This is a genomic window from Yoonia sp. (assembly GCF_030731595.1).
Classification (GTDB): domain Bacteria; phylum Pseudomonadota; class Alphaproteobacteria; order Rhodobacterales; family Rhodobacteraceae; genus Yoonia.
On record NZ_JANQTS010000044.1, the window covers coordinates 15,849 to 36,868 of the forward strand.

The following is a 21,020-nucleotide window of genomic DNA, read 5'->3' on the forward strand; positions in this document are numbered from 1 at the left end:
CACTATATGCGGGTTTTCGCAGCTTCCAAGTGCGCAATGCGTGCACTGTCGAACGGGTTCGATAGTGTCCAGCTTGTCCAGATGCGAAAGGCACCAGGAAGGGCATGCGCATCAGAGGCCGCGTCATTGTGTAGCTTGAGTGGTTGAGCGATCATTTTGCCAGCGGGCAAATTGGCGAGCCCCGCATCGGCGACATCGATTTGTGCATGTATCCCAGCAACATGCGCGGACGTGAGTCCAAAGTCGAGGTTGGAGTACTGCCATTTTCCGAACTGGTTTTTGGTTACGACAACCTGATTGGCCAAGCGGTTCACAGCCCCCAGCGTCGCATAATCTGTCATGGGACGGGCCACATCGCGCTGGGCATATTTACCAGACCAAACCGGTGTACCAGTCGCGGATTTCACCGAGTAGCGGTCATTGCCCATCTCAAGCTGACCCATCCGTTTGTTGTATCCGTAGAACCATACTCCCGCCAGTTGTGGCAGTTTGCTGTTCAGATAGAGGTTCGGCAGATAGGCAAAGGCCCCGTCCTGTCCTTCGACCTGCACGTAATTGATGGCGACGATCGCTTCGAAATAGGGGCGGAACCCGAAAAGGCGCGGCATGATCGTCGGCCGCACACCGATTTGCTGGTTGGCAAGGATCGAAACAGGGTGGGTCCCTTCGGGCGTGATAGATTGGGGGTGCAGGGTCATGCCTTTCGGCAGGCACTTTTCCAGTTCCTTGGCATCCACCGCATGAAAGCTGAAGAATCCGTCAAGCTCACCCACCCCAAAGAAAGGGGTCAGCGGCCAATTGGCGTTCTGCGCATAGGGGCTTTGCAGTTTGGCCGCGGCAGTAGGGCCTGCATCGGGCGCAAGATCGCCTTCGCCGACGATTTCGATATCGGCGCCCGTCAACCCGCGCGCGGCGGCAAGGCCAGAGATCGTCGCAGCCTCCACACAGCCTGCATTGATCCCGCAGCGGGTCCAGTCGCCCGCGATAAAGAGGTTCTCGAACCCGCTGTCATCGGGGGCCAGCCGGTACTGCACCGAATTTGGCACCGAAAGCACGTAGCGTTCCGAGCCATAAAGGTTTTCGCGGAAATACTGCGCCTTGAACTTTGCCGCACCCGTCTTGGCCCCTTCGGCATGAAGCAAAGAAAGATCAAACTTGCCCGCCTTCTTGGCACCGGGCCAGAGTTTCACAAGGTCGTTGTCAGCCCACGCTTGGACCCGATCAACGAAAGGAACGGTATCCACCCCCGCGTCATGTGCGGGGCTACAGAAATAGGCGATGGATTTCGGCCCCGGCTCTTGCCAGTCCTCCCGCCCGATCAGGTCCGACATATCGGCCCAAGTATCCAAGGGTTCGACAAAGCTGGTGATCACGGTTTTCAGATCCGCAGGAATGTCGCCGATGTTGTGTTTGGCGACCAGATCGTTCCAGCCCATTTCGGCAGCGGTCTTGTCGACCCAGAATTGAGCGGCTTGGGTTGCGACGGTGCCCACCTTGTCGATCATCAGTTTCCAGCGGTTGCTGGCTGCGATCAGCTCTTGCGCCATATAGGGCAAGGACCCAAGCGACGCCCCAAGGATGATTTCGTCAAAGTCTTCGCCGTGGTTCAGGCTATAGGCGCGGCCCGTCGGCGCGTCTTTCTCACATTCGAAATTGATCCCTGATTTTTCCAGCTTGTCCCCATCGACCAGTTGGTCCCAATGCGGTTCTGACGGCCAGCATGGAAGGTCCTTGACGATGACGAAGGGGTCGTAGTCGCCGGATTTGACCGCCGCCTGTTCGACCATATCAATCCGGTTCACGAAGGACTTGGTCGGATCAAGCGCCAGATGAGTGACCGCATTGAAGAATTTGAACTTCACCCCCCGATGTTTGAGGATTTGGTAATAGGGCCCAAAGATCGTGTCGCCCATCCCCGCCATCATCTTGAAGAACAATGAACCTTTGTAGGTGAATGCCAACCGGAGCAGGCCCCGGATCGCGGTCCCGGCGCCCACGCTGCGGTGATCAGTCACGCCAGCGGGATAGCCGAAGACATAGTCATAGCAGCCGCGAAATACAGCAGAATAGACGGATTCCCTGCTCGCGCCATAATGCAGCAGCCAGTCACTGATTTCCCAGTTGTCGATGGCGTCAAACCCGTTGCGGAATAATCCGTTGTCCAAAGTGCCTTTGAAAAAAGCAAGAGAAAGGCTGATCAGGTATGTCAGGCGGCGGGCTTCATCAGATAAAACGCCCTCTGGAAATGCCTGTTCGTCAAACCAGTTTTGGGCATATCGGGTCATGTCGCAGAGCGTTTGCGTTTCGCTATCGGTATGGTCAAACGCGTTGCTCGGAAGCGCCTTTGCGAAATCGCGCAGGTGGTGGATGGGAGAGCGGTTCTTGAGGTCCAGCTCATGGGCCTTGAGTGGGCCTTCAAAACGCGGAGGCAAGGCGTGGGGAACATCCTTGCCCAGTTCTTCAAGGATTTTCTCGATGAGATTGGCAATCGTTTCCACTGCCATTTGGAAGTAGGCAAAGGGTGTCGGCAAGACGCCACCGGTTCCGGGCACGTCATTGTTCGGCTCGAACTCAAGAAACCAAGGATGGATTTCCTTAACCCCGTCCTTTTCGATCTCTTCAGCCAGCAAAAAGCGGTTTAAGCCGGTAAAGGCTTTGTCCAGCGTGCCCAAAGGCGCGTCAGGACTACGCAAACCGGTCACGTTCAACTGGTCATAGCAGTCGCGCATCAGCCGAAAGCCGTTTTCGTAGAAGCCAGCCCAGATATGCAGCCCGTGTTCCTCGATCCGGCCCGCGTGTTTCATGTTGCGGCCGCTGGCACCCTTGCCGCCCAAGCGCCAGCCAAGTTGGTAAAGCGTGATCTCGTATTTGTCTTGCCAGTTGGGTTGCTGGGTAATGGCATAGGCTGAAGTAATCGCACCAACACCACCACCAATGATTGCAACCTTCTTGATGTCAGACATGTCGCGCCACTCCGTGTAATTGCCCATTCATCCCGCTCGTACAGGTTTTGTGGGCATAAAATGGCAAAATTTTTACGTTAATGCGACGGAGTTGAGAAGCAGGGCGTTTTTGTTGCCTGACTAGATCGTGTCAAAAGGGCAGTTCCAAGGCGCAGCAACACCAATGGAAAAGAGCGGGGAGTCATCCCCACGCGCCTGCAATCCCACGTCTCCGTGAAAGGACTTGCCGGCAGGTGCTGGGAAAAGTTGATCGGCTAGCCCTGCATAGGCGGCTACATGATCACCCGGGAAATCTCGGACGAGTTGCCCGATCACGGCATCAGACCCAAACACATCCTTTGCAGAAATTTGCAGCGCAAGTGTTGGCAGGCTGCCATCAGTGTGGATTGTATAGCTGAACCCCAGTTTCTTCATCAGTCCTGCGTTCACAGCGCCTGCATTATCGAGCATTCCGCCAATGTTGCGCAGCAAAGGTACAGGCGAAACCCCGGACGGTATCACAAGGTCTTGGATCACATCCTGCGGCGCAAGATCTGTCTCAAAATAGAGCGTCGTCTGGCCGGAGAAAGAGTGGTAGCCGAGCATCGTCGGTCTGATGCCGTCTCCAAATTTTTCCAAGGTCGCCATGATCTGGGTTGCTGGAAATAGGCCCATCAACTCCAAGCCGTTGGCCGGCAGCTCTGCAAAGAGGGTCATGCCAAGTTTGCGGGCACAGTGGTGCAATCCCAACCATGCCCCGAACCGCAAGTCGGCCGCACCTTGGATCGCGCCGATCACATCACGGAGCGCAACGGGAGGAGCCACACCGCCAAGTTCCGTGATCAAATCACAAACTTTTGCTGTGCGACTGCTAGGGTGCTTGCCGGGGTCTTCCACCTCTGTCCTCAGCGAAATCACAGACTGATTGGCCGTGAAATGCATTTCGACGGGTGCGCCGGTGTCTGTCATCGTGCTGGGTTGCCAGTCTGCCCATCCGCCTGGATGCATCACGCCAATGTCGTGCAACACGCGCTCGAGTGCTTCGCCGATCTGGCCTTGACGTCTTAGATACCAGCACCAATCAAGGTCGCCTCGGGAGGGGATGACAGGCAGCAGTTCAGACATGGATTAGCCTCTGGTCGCTTTCATGTGGAAGACATCTTAGCATACGAGCGGAACGAGTGTAGACACTGTGCGTTTCGGCACAAAGAAGCCAAGATTGAACAATTAGTTTCGCGATGGGAAAATACCTTTTACCGCGATAATGTAGTTCAGGCAAAGCGACGGCTGCATATTCTCATGGGGTGCGCTGCCTCCGGTCAGGCCGATCGTCTTGCTGTTCAGGGCGGTTGTCGGATCGCTTTTCTGCCGATGCGTTCCTTCGGCCGCGTTCACATAGGTCCTTACAGCACCCAAAGCAGCATTGGCGGGGTTGTCAGTGTTGGGACCGGCCTCGGACGCCAATATCTCATGCCGGTGTTCAGGTAGCTGGGTTGCTGTCAGAGCAACATTCTCGGTCCCGATCTTTTGGCCAATATCGCGCGGAGATAGGTCCGGCGCGTGCCCCGCATGGATTGGCACGCGGCCACGCAGGTCAGGTAGACAGAATGACGTCCTCCCGTTCCCGCCATAGGTCGTGCCAAGTATGGCAAACAATTGCTCGTTCTCGGCGATCTCTAGCGTTTGGCCGTCGCAAAACGCCCAGCCGCGGGGGGCAAAATTGCCGCCAAAAAGGATAATCTGACCGATGAGCGGTTCCATAAAAAGTGGCCTCAAAAATCGCGCGCAATACTGATGTGTCGCTGCATTTTGGTGCGTCTGTCAGTGACTTTCCGCACATTCGATGGGCCGGACGCGCATCTTCGCAAATCACGCGGAAATCGGAGCGCGATTTAGTGCTCTGATGCCCTATCCACAAAGGAGTGGTTGCTGGTTTGAAGACCTTGCGACAGTGGTCATGCAATCCGTTCCCGCCTCCGATGACGGCACTACTGTGGATTTTGTGGCGCATCGCGCGGCCTTTGACGACGGTTTCCCAAAGCGAGATGATACGCATGACCGGCTTTGGTTTTATGCGCAGCTTGTTGCGCGGTCGGTTTTGCTGGCCGAGCAGACCACGAAAAGCGATGGGTTTTCTGCGCGAATTGACTTGCGCCGCTTCGTGTCATGGCGCCGATGCCAAATTATGACCCAGAGTACTACGAATGGTGACGCACATTCGCCAAAATTTTGACACCTGCGTCCTCTACCCGAATGCTCATGCGTATATTGATTGCAGAAGACGAGCCTGTGCTCGCGAGCCAAATAAAAAGTACACTCAGCTCGGAAGGGCTTACCGTGGACGTTGCCGTTGATGGCGCCGAAGCCCAGTACTTTGGTGAAACAGAGCCCTATGACGTCATCATCCTCGACCTCGGGCTGCCAATAAGGGACGGCATTACCGTTTTGAAGAACCTGCGGAACGGCGGAAATGATACGCCGATCCTGATTCTTACTGCGCGCAACGACTGGACAGATCGCGTCGACGGGTTGGATGCCGGTGCCGACGACTATGTGACCAAACCATTTCATATGGCGGAACTTTCGGCACGGGTACGTGCGCTGATCCGCCGTAAAGCGGGCAAGGCAAATCCGATCTTTTCCAAGAACGACGTGAGCTTTGATAGCCGGACCAATCAGGTTATGGTCAAAGGGATACCGACCAATCTAACCGCGCAGGAAGTTGCAGTGCTGTCCTATCTTTTCCACAACTCTGGTCGTCTTGTGTCACGCACAGAACTGTCAGACCACATCTATCAGTACGACGGTGATCGGGATTCCAACACGATTGCAGTTTTTGTGAACAGGCTGCGCAAGAAGCTTGGCAGTGACCTGATCGAAACTGTCAGAGGTCGCGGGTACGTGATCAAAGCAGTTGCATGACATCCCTGCGCGCCCGTGCCGTAACGGGCGGCATACTTTGGGCTGTCGTCATCATTTCATTGGGCCTGGCCGGGCTGTTGCAATACATGACGTCACAAGCGCAGACCCGCTTTGTCGAATTGCTACAGACACGCCATACTCAGGCAGTGCTTGCGGTTGAAAACAACACGACGACGCCAACCAGTCTCGTACGGGCGCTGGGCGATCCCATTTACCAATCCCCTTTCTCGGGTCAGTACTGGCAGATAGAGAGCGCTGATGCTGTGGTCTTCGTCTCGCCGTCTTTGGTCGATCAGCGTCTGCCACGGCCGCAGGCGCAAAGCGGAGACCTTTCCCGAGGTGAATTTCCGGGTCCGAACAACGAACATGTTTTTGGAATCGGACAATGGGTCACCTTCGATGATGGATCATCCTGGCATGTCCAGGTTGCTTCGTCACTTAGCAGTCTGAAAGCAGAGCAGTCGGTCTTGCGCGGTACACTCTTGAGCGCATTTGCAATGATCTCATTCGTTGGCGTTCTGGGGGCTCTGGCGCAGGTCGCTGTGGTTTTGCAGCCGCTGAATAAACTGCGCGAGGATGTGTCCAGCCGTTGGGAAAACGAGGATGGCCTTGAGGTCAGCAGCTACCCGATCGAGGTGGCACCTCTTGTGAGTGACATCAACACGCTGATGGACCGCAACCGTGACATCATGCGCCGATCGCGCAGACAGGCGGCAGATCTTGCCCATGCGATCAAGACGCCGTCAGCCATCATTCGCAATGAACTTATCACTTTGCAGTCAAATGGGGTGGAGGTGCAGGATTCCATTGACGCGCTGGACCGGCTGGATGCGCAACTCAAGCGCTCGTTTGCGCGGATGCGTGCAGATGCCACCGAAGCGGCCGTCGGGGTCTTCACGGATCTAGATACCGCACTTGGCCGTATGCAGCGGGCTTTCACGGCGCTTGCCCGCAACGAGGGAAAAGAATTTTCCGCTGTTTTTGACAAAGGTATGCGGGTGCGCATGGACCAAAGCGACTTTGAAGAAGTCATGGGCAACCTTCTCGATAATGCTTTGAAGTGGTCCAATGGCAAAGTGGCCCTGAAAGCGTCCACTGGCGATATCGGACAGGTCATGATCACGATTTCGGATGATGGCCCCGGTATTCCCAAAGAAGAGATGGGTCGTGCAACGCTGAGCGGAGAGCGTTTGGATGTCTCAAAACCCGGTACAGGTTTGGGCTTGGCCATCGCATCAGACCTGATTCACGCCTATGGCGGCAAGATCCTTTTGGCAAAGGATGACACGCTGCACGGCTTGGCGGTCCATATCAGACTGCCGGTCGCAAGTGCGCGCCGTTTGAGCTAGGTTTGGGCGCGCCCGAAAAGACCACTCAGGGCCCGTCCGACCAAGCCGCTCACCGAAGGCTTTTTGGCGGTCCTGAAAGGAAGTGGGCGGCAGACTTCGATTGCCGCGATGCCGACCCGCGCCGTCAAGGCGCCGTTGACCACGCCCTCGCCAAAGCGCCGTGAGACTTTTGACAAGACACCGCCGCCTGCGACTGAACCGATCAAGTCGTCCCCGACAGCAACGGCCCCAGTCGCAACCAAATGGGTAAAGACGGTGCGTGTCAAACGCCAGCTCCCCAAGGCTCCCGCACGCCCGCCATAGATTTCGGCGATCCGCCTGATCATGCGCAAATTCGATGTGAGCGCTGCAAAAACATCCGCAAGGGCCAAAGGCACAATGGCCGTCACTGTCGCAACCTGGCGTGCGGCGGCTTCGACCTCGCGCTGGGCACGGGCATCAAGCGGGGCCAGAAGCGTTGTTTCGGCCAGTCCCAGCAGCCCTTCCGCATCGAGAACGTCATTTTGCTGTGCGGTCAGTTCGGCCCGCCCCCATGCAGTATCGTCGCGCTTGCTGTAGAGGGTCTGCAATGACGCAACCACGCTGCGTGCGCCCTTGAGATCCCCTGACATATGCGCCTCTTTGGCCTGATGCTGGATGCTATCCAGTTTGCGCAACCGTCCGAATGCCGCCAGTTCGCGCAAGGCAATCACCAGCAGGACCACGATCAGAAGCCCGATCAGCGCTGTCGCGATGCCGCCCAAAATGGGGGAACGTGCCAAAAGACCGGTCACATAATCCCATGCGGCTAGCGACACCACAAACCCGACCAGCATCACCGCAAGCGACCAAAACCACTGCGCCAGCCGCGACGGCCGACGGGCGGCCAAGGCCGCAACATGCCGCATCGCATCGCCCTGCGGCCCGTCTTCTGTGTCCAGGACGACTGGTGCAATATCGGGCTGCGCGGCTGGGCTGTCGGAGAGATCAATCAGGACAGGTCCTCGGGTCATAGCCGGTCTCCCAACAGAAATTGCGCGGCCTTATCCAGCCGGATGTGTGGCGGGCCATCGCCGGGGCGGCGGCTCAGTACAGCGGGCGCGAAATTCATCACGCTGTAATCCGCGTCCAGCCATTTGTCTGATCCGGCGCGGGCCGGTGCCAGCAAATGGGCGGGATCGCTGGGCAGTTTGCCAGGATAGAACGCCGCCTGTTTACCCGTATCCCGCAGCCGCCCGCGCACAACATCAAGGGGGCCGTCTTTGTGGTCGATGGTCTCTTCGACCGTTGTCCGCAGGGCAGCAATCGACATGGCCGCCGTTTGCGCCCCGGCAAAATCGGCACGGTCTTTCGCTTCGCGCAACAGGGCCTCGGTAATCGCAGTCAGTTGTGGGTGTTGGCTGTGATGCAAGTGGTCGGCCTTGGTCGCCGCAAACAGGATTTTCTCGACACGTCGTCCCTGAAATATCCGCGTCAGAAAGGCGTTTCTGCCGGGCCGGAACGCGCCCAAGATACGCGCCATCGCATTGCGCAAATCATCAAGCGCTGCAGGACCTGCATGGATTGCGCCCAGCACATCCACCAAGACGACCTGCCGGTCGATCTTGGCAAAGTGATCGCGAAAGAACGGCTGTACGATCTTGCTTTTGTAGCTTTCAAAGCGCCGTTCAAACTCGCGCCCCAGCGATCCGCGCGGATAGCGGGCTTGAGGCAGCGGCGCAAAGGTCAAGACCGGCGATCCCGCCAGATCACCGGGCAAAAGGAACCGCCCGGGCGAGCAATCCGAAAAGCCGGCAGCGCGTGCGTCTTGCAAGTGTGCAGTAAACCGTTCCGCCAGAACCAGTGCTTCGGGCTCATCCAGCTTCACTGTCGGGTCGACCCCTGCCACAAGGGCGACATAGTCATCGCCACCGGGGCGGCCCCTTGCCCGCTCCAGCGCCGCCTCTGACCATTGGGCAAAGCTTTGATCCAATAGCCCGAGGTCCAGAAGCCACTCGCCGGGATAATCCACAATGTCGATATGCACAGTGCGCGGGCCGGAAAACCCCGAGAGCAATCCACTGGGCTGCACCTTGAGCGAGAGGCGCAGCTCGCTGATGTGTCGGGTGCCTTCGGGCCAGCTTGGGTTTGGGGCCGTCAGTTGCGCCAGATGCGCCTCGAAACTGAAGCGGGGAATGGTGTCATCGGGCTGTGGTTGCAGATAGGCCGCCTGAATTGCACCGGTTGCCGCCGCCTCAAGCTGGGGCATGCGCCCCCGGTCCATCAGGTTGGCGACCAGTGATGTGATAAACACAGTCTTGCCCGCGCGCGACAGACCCGTGACCCCCAAGCGGATGACGGGATCGCTGAAAGGGGCTGTCAGCGTATCGGTCACACCTTCGATGGTGCGGCTGATCTGATCTGCGATTGCGGCGATAACCAAGTCAGGCCCTTTCAAAGCTTTGACAGAAGATAGGCACGCGGGCACGGGATGTGTAGGGATTGATTTTGTCCGATGCTCCCCCTACTCCGGCGGGATGCCGCGCTATGCTCTCTTAGTCGAATACCATGGGGCACCCTTTGCAGGGTGGCAGCGCCAGCGCGACCAGCCGTCTGTACAGGGCGCGATAGAAGCCGCATTGGCCAAGCTAGAGCCTGGGAATCATACGATTGCTGCCGCAGGACGCACGGATGCGGGTGTGCATGGGATGGGGCAGGTGGCCCATTGTGACCTTGCGCAGGACTGGGATCCGTTCCGACTTTCTGAGGCGCTGAACTTCCATCTCAAGCCTGCGCCGGTCGCGATCCTTGCCTGCGCGCGGGTCGCTGACGATTGGCATGCCCGTTTTGATGCGGTGGAGCGGCGGTATCTCTTTCGTCTGATCGCACGCCGCGCGCCGCTTACATCAGAGGCTGGTCAAATCTGGCGGGTGAACCATGATCTGGACGCCGCGGCAATGCAGGCTGGCGCCGATCAGTTGATCGGAACCCATGACTTCACGACCTTCCGATCTTCGATTTGTCAGGCCCAAAGTCCAGTCAAAACACTTGATGAATTGCGGATCGAAGTTGTTCCGCGCACGGTTGGGACTGAATTCCGGTTTCATGTGCGGGCGCGCTCGTTTCTGCACAATCAGGTCCGCAGCATTGTGGGCACGTTGGAGCGGGTCGGCGCGGGTGCGTGGACACCTGATGATGTAGGGGCTGCGCTGGCGGCCAGAGATCGCAGCGCTTGCGGGCCAGTCTCACCACCGCACGGGCTTTATCTTGCGGCGGTGCGCTATCCGCAGGACCCTTTTGCGGGGCGCTAGTCGTTATCGGTCAGCCCGGCCCCTGCGCCTGCAAGTCGCGAGGCGTCACTCTCGGGGACATAAGTGCGTGCAGCAAGCGCATTCCAGATCGCCCAGTCGGAATCAGGGACGCTGACGTGTTTGTACTTCACAGGCAAAATCTCTGTTTCGCTGCGCGAGATGGTCAGGCCAGCCCAAGCCTGCGCTACTCCGTCCGCAGCAAGATAGGCGGCGACCATTGGAGCATGGGCCATATCTGCAAGAGTGGCCGTGTCATAGCCCATTGCAAAGGCGTCGCGCACAATTGGTCCGACAAGCACAACAGGGCCTGAAATCACGGTCATGGTCCGGTTGTCCCAACGGATATCGACAGGCGGCATCGGTTCCTGCAAAGCCAGCGTGATCGGGTGCAGATCGCTGCCAATCCCCGCAAGATAAAAGGCAGTGCGCGCAAGGTCCTCTGCGTGTCCCAGCGGAACGCCGGCCCCACGGGCTGCTTTCTGGACCAGCCCCGCAACTTCGTTGAGTGACCACATCAGAATGCGGCGACCGGCAGCCACCAGTCATCTGCATTGTCGAGTTCATCGAAAAGCGGGGCACCTTGTGCCAAGGTAATCCGTGTCCAGCGGTCTGACTTGGGGTCAAACTTTGCCGCGCCAAAGAAGGCCAGTTTGCACCGCAGAATGTCGATGGGCAGGCAGTCTTTGCCGATCAGGTTGTCCCTGATTTCTGCGTAAGGATGCCGGGCCAGCGTCTGCACCCTGCGCGCGGCGGCACGGTGCTGGGGATAAGTGGCAAGGAACGGCCCGAGCGGTGTTGTATCGTCCGGCAGATCACCTGACAGCGCCTTGACCTGTCTTGCGATATCGAGCGGGGATTCCCGCTCTGCCCCCATCTCGGCATGGCGGTTGCCAAGACGGGGCTCCAGTTTTTCCTCTGACACATACCAGAATTGCGCGCATGCGGCGTCATCGGCATAGTCGATGGCGCAGGCCCATTCCCAGTCCGTCGCAATCAATGTCTTAAGGTCCGCGCAGTGCATCTTGGGGTCGAGTTGCGGAACAAATGGCGTGGCCATGCAGTCGGTCAGCCCATCAACCAGTGCGCCGAAGGGTTCGAGCATCAGGGCCGCGATCAGTTCCTGGGTATCGATGGACCACCGCGTGCTGGCGTGCAGGATCGCGTCAATCGGGTGAGCGGCAGTCATGGCGTCCGGTGTCAGGGTTGCCGCGAATTGCGGCCATTCGACCTTGAGAGTGGCAATCCGTTTGGCTGCTATCACGTCGGCCACATCCCATTGCGCCAGATGCGCAGCGGCACGGGCCACCAGTTCGTAGATCCGGCTGATTTGGTCAGGATCAAGGCTCGGGATCGCGCGCACGCGGGCAATCGCCGTTTCACGAACCTGCATCCAGGCATCCAGCAAAAGAGGGTGGTTCACCAAGAACGGCGCCATGCCAAGGCCGGTTGCATTCCCGATCCCAAGGGCGCGTTTTGCCTCCCGTGACAGAGTGCCACCACCGACATGCTCGGCCAGATCATGGGTGAAACCACGGATCAGCCAGACAGTCAGCATTTCGGCCATGAAAGGCCCGCCCATGCCGGGGCGTTCCGCAATATGCCCGCGATCTGCAATCCCGAACTTGCCGTTGCCATAGACGGCGGTGGTTCGCATCAGGTACCCTGTCTCGCGCAGTTTTGCCGGATCGGGCTGGGTGCCGGCACGCAAGGCAGTGATGACATGGTCAAACAGGCGTACGGATTTGTTGGCGCGGCTTAGCACAAGGTCGCGTGCCGTAAAACGTGCGGCCTCTTGCAAGGGGGCGGCCTTGGTGATGCGGTCGATTTCGGCAGCGTCCGGAATTCCGTCATATAGCACATAGGCCGTATCCCACGCGCTGGCGATCACGCGGTCGGTGCGCAATTCGGGTGGAAGATCGCTCGAAACGGCGACAAGCGCATAGTCAAAACCACCGAAATTCAGTGTATAGACCGCATGTCCAAAGCCATCGGCAGATATCTTCCAAACCGGCCTTTTGACCTGCACATTGTCGGCCGCCAAGGCCCGCAGCAGCGTGCGCATGAACGACAAGCGCGTCGGGAACGCCGCCCCCATCCGCCGCAATCGCATCACGGTGTCGGCAGGACGAAGCGCCATTTGCGCAGGGGTGTTGAAATCCTTCATGGCAGGCAAGCTAGCCGCAACTCTGGCCAAGACATAGCGGAAAAGCGACACATCCTGGCGAAGTGATTGGTAAATCCTGCCGCGTTTGAGTAAACCGGAGATGAGTCAATGCAGCCTGGTTCGCACGGGCGCAAAGGGGACGTGTTATTATGGTCTTGCGGTTGTGCGCAGCTTTACTGATGTCAACGACAGCCGCTGTCGCACAAGAAGTCAGACTGGTTTCAGATGCAGCTCGGGGTGCATTGAACGAGGCCTCTTTGTTGCGCGCGCTGGATGATACCGCTGCCCCGCAAGACTATATCGCGGCGGCACGGGCAGACTATCGGCGTTTGCTGACGGCTCTTTACGCCGAAGGCTACTATGGCGGCACCATCTCGATCACTGTTGACGGTGTAGAGGCCTTCGATATTGCGCCTTTGGCAGCTCCGGCACAAATCAGACAGGTTGTGATTAAGGTGAACCCGGGTCCACTGTTTACGTTTGGCGATGTCAGGATCGCCCCATTGCCACCCCAGACGACATTGAACCAGGACCTTGGGCCACGGCGCACGGCATTGTCTGGTGTTGTCCGGACGACCGTATCTTCGGGGATCAGCACATGGCGTGATCTGGGGTATGCAAAGGCATCCGTTGCGCAGCAATCCATCGTCGCCCGCCACGATGATGCCAAGTTGGATGTGACGGTAGCACTCGACATCGGCCCGCGGTTGACCTTTGGCGCGCTAAGCGTTTCAGGCAACGAGACAGTGTCGGAAGACAGGGTCAGGCAGATTGCGGGCTTGCCGACCGGCAGTGTCTTTTCGCCCGCCGAAATGGCCGCAGCGCAGCAGCGACTGCGCCGGACCGGAACTTTCGAGAGTGCGTCGCTGAGTGAAAGTGACGAGATCGGACCGGATGGTACCTTGCCCATTCTTGCACAGTTGTCAGAGGCCAAGCCGCGCCGCTTTGGATTTGGTCTGGAGCTTTCAAGCGTCGAAGGACTGACAGTTTCAAGTTTCTGGCTGCATCGGAACTTTCTGGGCGGTGCAGAGCGCTTTCGGGTGGATGCCGAGGTGGCGGGGATCAGCGGTGAAACGGGTGGCATCGATTACCGTCTGGGTGCCACATTCACGCGCCCGGCGACATTCGGTCCCGATACCGAGTATTTCCTGAGTGGTGAAATCTCGCGCGAGGACGAGCCGGAGTTTCTGCTCGACAAGATTTCGGTTGAGAACGGCTTTTCACGTATTCTCACCGATGATCTGACTGTGCGGGCAGGGATCGGTCTGCTGCGCGCCCGCGAAGAGACGGCGCTTGAAACCCGCGAATATACGCTTTTCACCTTGCCGCTCGATGCAACCCTTGATCGGCGCGATGTCCCGACTGATGCAAAGGACGGGTACTATATCGATCTAAGCGCGACACCGTTCATCAGTGTTGACGGTGAAATTGCCGGGGCGCGCCTTTATGGCGATGCCCGCGGTTATCTGACGGTCGGAGAGGACGCGCGCCTCACCTTTGCTGGCCGCGGACAGGTGGGAAGTGTCTTGGGCGCGGGGCTCACGGAGGCTCCTGCAGATTTTCTGTTCTACTCGGGTGGTGGCGGCACTGTACGCGGTCAGTCTTATCAGTCGCTTGGCATCGAAACGATACAAGGTGCAGAGACCGTCACGACCGGCGGGGCGTCCTTTGTGGGTGCGCAACTGGAAGCGCGCTATCTGATCCGTGACAACATTTCGCTTGTCGGGTTCTACGATATTGGCCATGTGGGAGAGACATCCATCCCGGCCGAGGCAGGCGATTGGCACGCGGGGGCGGGTTTCGGTTTGCGCTACAATACCGGAATTGGCCCAATCCGCCTTGATCTTGCCACGCAGGCAAGCGGTGATGACGCCGGGAGCGACTTGCAGGTCTATATCGGCATTGGACAGGCGTTTTGAAACGGTTCGCTGTCATATGTGCCCTCGTCGTTGCGCCTTTTGTTGTGCAGGCTCAGACCCAAGAGGATGAGGACAAGGGCTATCTGACCTCGTTGATCGAGGACAATCTGTCCGGCGCTGGCCGTCAGGTTGATATTCAGGGCTTTGCAGGGGCTTTGAGTTCTCAGGCGACGATTGATCGCATGACTATTGCCGATGACGATGGCGTCTGGCTGACACTCGAAAATATCGTGCTGAGCTGGAACAGGGGTGCTTTGCTGCGCGGAGCGATCGATGTGCAGGAATTGAGTGCCGCAAGGATCATCATCGCCCGCCCGCCCGTGACCGAAGACACCGGCCCATCGCCAGAGGCGCAGCCGTTTTCCTTGCCAGACCTACCCGTTAGCGTTGCGCTGGACCAATTGAACATTGATCGGATCGAGCTGGGCACGGACTTTTTGGGTGAACCGATTGCAGTGTCATTGTCGGGGAGTGCGCAACTTAGTGGCGGTGAAGGCGCCGCGAATGTCGTTGCACAGCGGCTTGGCACAAAGACAGGCCAGTTCGAAATCAATGGCAGCTATGGCAATGCGACGCGCGTCCTTGATCTGTTGTTGAACCTTGAAGAAGGCCCGGACGGGATCGCCGCAAGGCTTCTTGACTTGCCGGGGCGCCCATCCGTCAGGCTGACTATTGAAGGCAATGCCCCGTTGGATGACTACGCCGCAACGCTGGCGCTCGCGACCGACGGGCAAGACCGGCTCAATGGCACGTTTGCCCTGACGCAAGTGGCCGAGGAACAGCGGATCACCCTCGACGTCGGCGGGGATATCTCTGCTTTGTTCGCGCCAGAGTATCAGGGCTTTTTCGGCGATGATGCGCAACTGTCTGCAGAGGTCATTCAAACAGCGGACGGGCGCATTGATATTCCCTCTGTGCAGTTGGATGCAGGTCGTGCGGCCTTGTCTGGCGCTATCCGCATCGGCAGTCAGGGCTGGCCTTCGTTGATCGACATCCGCGGCGGGATTACGGCGCTCGGGTCGGCGCCGGTCTTGTTGCCATTGTCCGGCCCCAAGACCTTTGTTGACGGGATGCAGCTGACGATCAGCTATGATGCAGCCGTTGCAGACACTTGGCGTGCTGACATCAATCTTGATGGTTTTGATCGCCCCGGTCTTGCCATCGATGCAGTCAGCTTGCGTGGTGGCGGCATCTTGCGACCGGGTGAGGGTGATCAGATCGGTGCCGTAACGGCAAACCTGCAGTATCAGGCCAGCGGGTTGCAGTTGGACGACGCAGGTGCCGCGCGCGCTTTTGGCGATGCGATTGGCGGCGAATTGGTAGCGGCGCGCACTGAAGGGGAAAGTACAGAAATTTCGCGGTTCACACTGAATGGCGCCGGTCTGGACGCGCAAGCAGAGGCCACAATAGCGGGTCCGGACGCGGGTTTCAGGACGAACCTGACACTCGATGCAGCGATTGCAGGACTAGAACGGTTTTCAACCCTTGTTGGCCAAGAGATAGGCGGGGGTGCACAGGTCGAAGTGCGGGCCGACATGACCCCGCTCGACGGTTTGTTCAACATCGTACTCTTGGGCGAGACCGCTAACCTTTCGGTCGGTATCCCCGAGGTTGACCGCGTCTTGGCCGGGTCTGGCGTTGTCTCTGCCACCGCGGTGCGTGACACTGAAGGCACACGTTTGGAAAGCCTCGCGATCCAGACCGACGCCGCCAGCCTTCAGGCAAGCGCGGACCTGACCAGCGATGGCGCTGATGCGCGGATTGACGCACGCTTGGGTGATCTGGCGCTTGTTCTGAATGACCTCTCTGGGCCTGCGGAAGTGTCTGGCGATCTTGTGCAAGGGGCGGGCGGTCTGCTCGACTTTGCCTTGCGCGGCACTGGCCCAGCGCTTGCATTTAATGCAACCGGAACAATGAGGCCCGATCCGGTCGGGCAAACGATCACCGCAAACCTGACTGCGGATTTCAGGGATCTGACGCGTTATGGCGCTTTGGCAGGGCAACCTTTGGCGGGAGCTGTCACAGTTGCCGCCAATGGCAATTTGCAAACAAGCAGTTTCCGTTTTGACGGGCAGATCAGCGGGACGACGCAGGATCTTGTGACAGGTATTGCGCGGATTGATCCAGTTTTGGGTGGCAATGGTACGTTCAGCGGATCTTTTGTCCGTCCTGACGGCGATCGGTTTCAGGTGAGTGACTTACGGGTCCAAACACCCGGGATGTCACTCCAAGGGAATGCCGGCCTGAATCTGGCCGGTTCAAATCAGGCTGATATCACGTTCCGGATCACGGATGCTGCGCTGCTTGACCCCAGCCTGAGCGGGCCGGTGACGCTGACGGTCAACGCAACACCGGCTGCGGATGATGCCACCGATACAGTCCTGCGCCTTGTCGGGCCGGGGACCGAGATCGTTCTTGATGCCGTCGTTGCCTCGCCTTCCAATGACTATGAGGTCACAGGAGATTTGACCGCACAAATTGCGCGCCTAGCCAGCTATGCTAGCCTGATTGGTCAACCCGTTGCCGGCAGCATCGATCTCACCGCCTCGGGCAGCGTCTTGCCGGATCTGACCCGGTTTGACAGTCAAGTCAGCCTGCGCAGCGAGAACCTCGCGATAGGGAACGCAACCCTTGATCCCTTGCTGGCAGGCACGGGGCGGATCAATGCGACCGTCGGGCTCGCGGATGGTGTTCTGGCCGTCCGTACCTTGGAGGTCTCGACCCGCGAGGTCTCGATCGTTGGGGCGTTGAATGGCGCGGCCGGTTTTGGGCAGGGGCGGTTCAACGCCAGTTTGCGTGATGTGGGTGTCCTGACCGACCAGATCAGTGGCCCTGTCCGTGCGACAGGCAGCGCGTCGCTTGATGAAAACGGGACGTGGGGCATTGACGCAAACGGGACAGGGCCGGGCGGACTTGCCGCAAGCATTGCGGGTGACCTCAGGCAGGACGGCAATCTGTCAATCAATGTGGACGGCAGTGCGCCGCTTGCCTTGGCCAATGCCGCGATTGATCCGCGCAGGTTGAGCGGGCTTGCGAATTTTGACCTTAGCATCAATGGTCCGCCAGCATTGTCTTCCTTGACTGGCGAGGTGACGTTCTCGGACGGGCGGTTGGCAGCCCCAACTTTGGGAGAGGCGCTCACCGACCTGAGCGGGCAAATCCGTATGGCCAATGGCTCAGCGCAGATCGATCTGCGCACACGGGTCGAAAGCGGGGGTAGTCTGCGCGTTTCCGGCCCGGTGGCGCTTACAAGTGGGAATCAGGCGGATATCACCTTAACGCTTGATGATGTGGTTTTGCAGGACCCGGAACTTTATTCCTCGCGCATCTCTGGCACTGTCAATCTGAATGGTCCTTTGCAAGGTGGCGCGCGCATTGTCGGGCGTTTGGCCTTGGGGCAGACCGATGTGCAAGTGCCGTCTTCGTCCATCAGCACGCTGGGTGCATTGCCTGATGTGACACATATCAATGAGGATGCCATGGTCAGGCAGACGCTCCGCCGGGCAGGCCTGCTTGGAGAGAACGGCAGTGACGCAGGTGGGAACGGTGGCGGCAGGGCCTTTCCGCTTGATATCGTGATCAACGCGCCATCACGGATCTTTATCCGTGGCCGCGGGGTTGATGCGGAACTGGGTGGCAGCCTGACTATTGGCGGGACAACAGCCGATGTTATCCCGATCGGCCGATTTGCCTTGGTGCGCGGCCGGATTGATATTCTGCAACAGAGGTTTGAACTGACCGAGGGTGTGGCGACCCTTGAAGGTGATTTTGAACCCTTTATCCGGCTGGTAGCGACAACTGAAACGGATACGGGTACCGTGATCAGCATTGTGATCGAAGGCCCTGCAAGTGAGCCACAGGTCAGCTTTGTCTCGGTTCCTGACCTGCCACAGGATGAAGTGCTGTCGCAACTGATCTTCGGCCGTGATCTGCAAAGCATCAGCGCGTTGCAGGCCGTGCAACTGGCTTCGGCGATCAGCACTTTGGCGGGGCGTGGAGGCGGCGCGCTAGACCGTTTCCGGCAAAACATCGGCCTAGATGATTTTGATGTGACGACAGATGACGAAGGAAACGCTGCCGTGCGGGCGGGCAAGTACTTGTCCGACAATGTCTATACCGACGTCACGATTACCAGCGAAGGCAATACCGAGATCAACCTCAACCTCGATATTACCAGCGAAATCACCGCCAAAGGCAGCGTGGATCAAGAAGGCGACACGAGCGTCGGTATCTTTTTCGAACGGGATTACTGATCGGCTTTCATGACCCGCGATAAATCAAGTGTCTCGCTGGTCGTTTGAGGCTACGCGCGCTAGGTTCCGAGGCGTACAAACTGATGGAACGGACATGGATAAACTCGCCCTCGCGAACCGCAAGAAACTCCCCGAGGCCTTGCGCGTCTTGCTGGAAGACTACCCCCGCGAAGGTTGGGAGCTTGATCCCGGTTTTGACGGGCTGGTACGGTTCTGGCTGGATCGCCATCTGATGTTTCGCCGCCTCTTGGCGGAGATGGGGAGCGGCACCGAAGCGCTGTTGGACAAAAAGATCGCGCCGGAGCGCTATGCCGGCCTTCTGTCACGCTATGGCGGCATGTTTGTGAACGGGTTGCACGAGCATCATACCATCGAAGACACCCATTATTTCCCGAAACTCTCTAAAAAGGATCCCCGGATCAAGCGTGGCTTTGATATTCTTGACAAGGATCATCACGATCTGGACGGGTTCCTTTCTGATTTCGTGGGCGGTGCGAATGGTGTCATCCACAGTAGCGACAATGCATCCAGACTGCATGAAGGTGCCGGAAAATTCCAAAAGGAGCTGCGCAAGCTGGAACGCTTGCTGGACCGGCATCTTGTGGATGAGGAAGAACTGATTGTGCCTGTCATCCTGCGGTTTGGTGCAGGTGGCATCGGCTAGGTTACTGGATCCGGAATGAAGCGGAATCTCCCGCGCCACGGTCGACCGTGAACCGCAAACGATCATCGCCGCGCGCCTCGACCAACTGGCAATTATAGGGGATCGGATCACCGCCCCAACTCATCTCGCGGCAGAAATAGCCATCCTGCCACGCCCATGTGCCTTCGATGTCCCAGCCCCAGGCCGCACCTGCGATCTGGCCGGTTTCAAAGACATTGAGTTGCACGCCATAAAGGAAGTTGCGCAATTCCTTGCCCTCGATCAGTGACAGGAACGTTGCCTGATCTTTGATGGGCACATAGCTTTCGGCGAAAGCCGGCGCGGCAGTTGTCGCGAGAGCGAGGCTGAGGACAGCGTGTTTCATCGGGCACCTCTTTTGGCAAAAGACAGTATAGATACGCGTCAAGTTGGGAATTGGTTCACATTTTGACATGTCTTCATGGTCAGGACCCATTCATTTTGCGTTGTTTGTGCCGTTTGCACCTTTAGGGCGCGGTTAGCATGAAGTGACCTGTCCATGGGATGGTGTGGAATACCCCACTATGCATACCTGAAAGCTTCACCTTAAAGTTGATTTGCAGGAATTTTCCCTGTGTTCTCAAAAAAGAGGTTTTGATATGATCATTTCGCATTTTGAACTTATTTTTAAGCCGCAATCCCCAAATTCCCCGCCCAGCACGGGCCCTGTGGATAACCTCATTCAGGGCTATTTCCTGGAAATCACAAACCTTTCAAGTCAAACGATCGAATACTTGCTTAGGTTTCGTGCCGCCCGCGCAACTGTCCCAAACCGGTCGCTTGCCGGCAACACGATTTACATCCTTGATCGGCCTGACATAGACAATCAATTTGGCCGCCTCAACGGATCATTCTTGGCGACGTCCTTTACACCTTCGACCGGTCGCATTGAACTGGATCCGAATGAAACTGCTTTGGTCGCCGTTTTGCCAAGCGCGTTCGGGCCAATTCCTGGTATCGATACATCGCCCCTGACGTCTCCCAATTTCGAGGTCCGCGGCATTGTTGAACTAAGCGTTCCGGCCATAGCACCGCCAAGCACCGGTGGCACCTTCACACGCCCTGTTGCTCAAACTTCCAGTCCGGTGCCAACGCTGCTCACGCCGCAAAACCGCACGACCTACTTCAAAGCCGACGGTACGATTTCTGACCAGACGCAGGCATCCTTGCCGACATCCACAGGCGCTGCGCTTATTGAGATCGCACCTGACCGCGGCGGGTTCGTAATCCCACCACTTGATCGGTTTGATCGGTTTGATTTCGACTTTTTCGACGCATCGGGGTTCTCGAACGCTGATCTATTAGCGGGCCTTCTGGCCAATACAGACCCTGAAACAGCTGAACTTACTGAATTGAACAAAGCGATGGCCGAGGCCGGGATCGGTTTTGCCATCGAGCGGCGCAAGGTGAAAGCGAGCTAGTGCAAAGCGATCAAGCGGGCGTATCACCCCGCTTGATCGCTCTCCTAAGGGACGTATTCCTTTCATGCATCAGGCCGTGACGCCCTGTGCTCTTGCAAC

15 protein-coding genes are annotated in these 21,020 nt (G+C 58.0%); 7 read left to right on the forward strand and 8 right to left on the reverse strand.

The window, feature by feature from the left end; all coding sequences use genetic code 11:
* Positions 1–2: 2 nt before the first annotated feature.
* The 3 genes from NWQ23_RS04295 to NWQ23_RS04305 form a co-directional block, all read right to left on the reverse strand.
* On the reverse strand, positions 3–2,963 hold the full coding sequence (locus tag NWQ23_RS04295) for an FAD/NAD(P)-binding protein (protein ID WP_306165014.1): 2,961 nt from the start codon (positions 2,961–2,963) through the stop codon (positions 3–5).
* Positions 2,964–3,083: 120 nt separating this feature from the next.
* A complete protein-coding gene (locus NWQ23_RS04300) occupies positions 3,084–4,067 on the reverse strand; it encodes a hypothetical protein (protein ID WP_306165015.1) in 984 nt (327 codons plus the stop codon).
* Positions 4,068–4,169: 102 nt separating this feature from the next.
* Positions 4,170–4,703: a phage tail protein gene (locus tag NWQ23_RS04305; protein ID WP_306165016.1), complete on the reverse strand. Its 534-nt coding sequence runs from the start codon at positions 4,701–4,703 to the stop codon at positions 4,170–4,172.
* Positions 4,704–5,201: 498 nt separating this feature from the next.
* Between NWQ23_RS04305 and NWQ23_RS04310 the strand changes: the two genes are divergently transcribed.
* Together NWQ23_RS04310 and NWQ23_RS04315 are read left to right on the forward strand one after the other, a co-directional pair.
* Positions 5,202–5,864, forward strand: coding sequence for a response regulator transcription factor (locus NWQ23_RS04310; RefSeq protein ID WP_306165017.1), 663 nt, complete (start codon positions 5,202–5,204; stop codon positions 5,862–5,864).
* Positions 5,861–7,213: a sensor histidine kinase gene (locus tag NWQ23_RS04315; protein ID WP_306165018.1), complete on the forward strand. Its 1,353-nt coding sequence runs from the start codon at positions 5,861–5,863 to the stop codon at positions 7,211–7,213. Before NWQ23_RS04310 ends, NWQ23_RS04315 begins: the two co-directional genes overlap by 4 nt.
* Here NWQ23_RS04315 and NWQ23_RS04320 read toward each other — a convergent pair.
* The gene (locus NWQ23_RS04320) at positions 7,210–8,205 is read right to left on the reverse strand and encodes a YcjF family protein (RefSeq protein ID WP_306165019.1); all 996 of its coding nucleotides are present in this window, start codon (positions 8,203–8,205) and stop codon (positions 7,210–7,212) included. The two genes, NWQ23_RS04315 and NWQ23_RS04320, sit on opposite strands and share 4 nt — an antisense overlap.
* Positions 8,202–9,614, reverse strand: a complete 1,413-nt coding sequence (locus tag NWQ23_RS04325) for a YcjX family protein (protein WP_306165020.1) — start codon at positions 9,612–9,614, stop codon at positions 8,202–8,204. Before NWQ23_RS04325 ends, NWQ23_RS04320 begins: the two co-directional genes overlap by 4 nt.
* A gap of 94 nt (positions 9,615–9,708) precedes the next feature.
* Here NWQ23_RS04325 and truA point away from each other — a divergent pair, with 94 nt between their 5' ends.
* Positions 9,709–10,482, forward strand: coding sequence for a tRNA pseudouridine(38-40) synthase TruA (gene truA / locus NWQ23_RS04330; protein WP_306165021.1), 774 nt, complete (start codon positions 9,709–9,711; stop codon positions 10,480–10,482).
* Here the strand turns inward: truA and NWQ23_RS04335 are convergent.
* Together NWQ23_RS04335 and NWQ23_RS04340 are read right to left on the reverse strand one after the other, a co-directional pair.
* Positions 10,479–11,021: a DUF3726 domain-containing protein gene (locus tag NWQ23_RS04335; protein WP_306165022.1), complete on the reverse strand. Its 543-nt coding sequence runs from the start codon at positions 11,019–11,021 to the stop codon at positions 10,479–10,481. The genes truA and NWQ23_RS04335 overlap by 4 nt on opposite strands.
* Positions 10,997–12,646 (reverse strand): hypothetical protein, encoded by a 1,650-nt coding sequence (locus NWQ23_RS04340; RefSeq protein WP_306165023.1) that lies wholly within the window; start codon positions 12,644–12,646, stop codon positions 10,997–10,999. Before NWQ23_RS04340 ends, NWQ23_RS04335 begins: the two co-directional genes overlap by 25 nt.
* 179 nt (positions 12,647–12,825) lie before the next feature.
* Between NWQ23_RS04340 and NWQ23_RS04345 the strand changes: the two genes are divergently transcribed.
* From NWQ23_RS04345 to NWQ23_RS04355, 3 genes are all read left to right on the forward strand, one after another.
* A complete protein-coding gene (locus tag NWQ23_RS04345) occupies positions 12,826–14,565 on the forward strand; it encodes an autotransporter assembly complex family protein (protein WP_306165024.1) in 1,740 nt (579 codons plus the stop codon).
* A complete protein-coding gene (locus NWQ23_RS04350; protein ID WP_306165025.1) occupies positions 14,562–18,818 on the forward strand; it encodes a translocation/assembly module TamB domain-containing protein in 4,257 nt (1,418 codons plus the stop codon). Before NWQ23_RS04345 ends, NWQ23_RS04350 begins: the two co-directional genes overlap by 4 nt.
* A gap of 94 nt (positions 18,819–18,912) precedes the next feature.
* On the forward strand, positions 18,913–19,482 hold the full coding sequence (locus NWQ23_RS04355; RefSeq protein WP_306165026.1) for a hemerythrin domain-containing protein: 570 nt from the start codon (positions 18,913–18,915) through the stop codon (positions 19,480–19,482).
* 1 nt (position 19,483) lies between these two features.
* Here NWQ23_RS04355 and NWQ23_RS04360 read toward each other — a convergent pair whose 3' ends face one another.
* A complete protein-coding gene (locus NWQ23_RS04360; RefSeq protein WP_306165027.1) occupies positions 19,484–19,846 on the reverse strand; it encodes a dihydrodipicolinate reductase in 363 nt (120 codons plus the stop codon).
* A 253-nt stretch (positions 19,847–20,099) separates the two neighbouring features.
* Here NWQ23_RS04360 and NWQ23_RS04365 point away from each other — a divergent pair, with 253 nt between their 5' ends.
* On the forward strand, positions 20,100–20,921 hold the full coding sequence (locus tag NWQ23_RS04365) for a hypothetical protein (protein WP_306165028.1): 822 nt from the start codon (positions 20,100–20,102) through the stop codon (positions 20,919–20,921).
* The last annotated feature ends 99 nt before the right edge of the window (positions 20,922–21,020 follow it).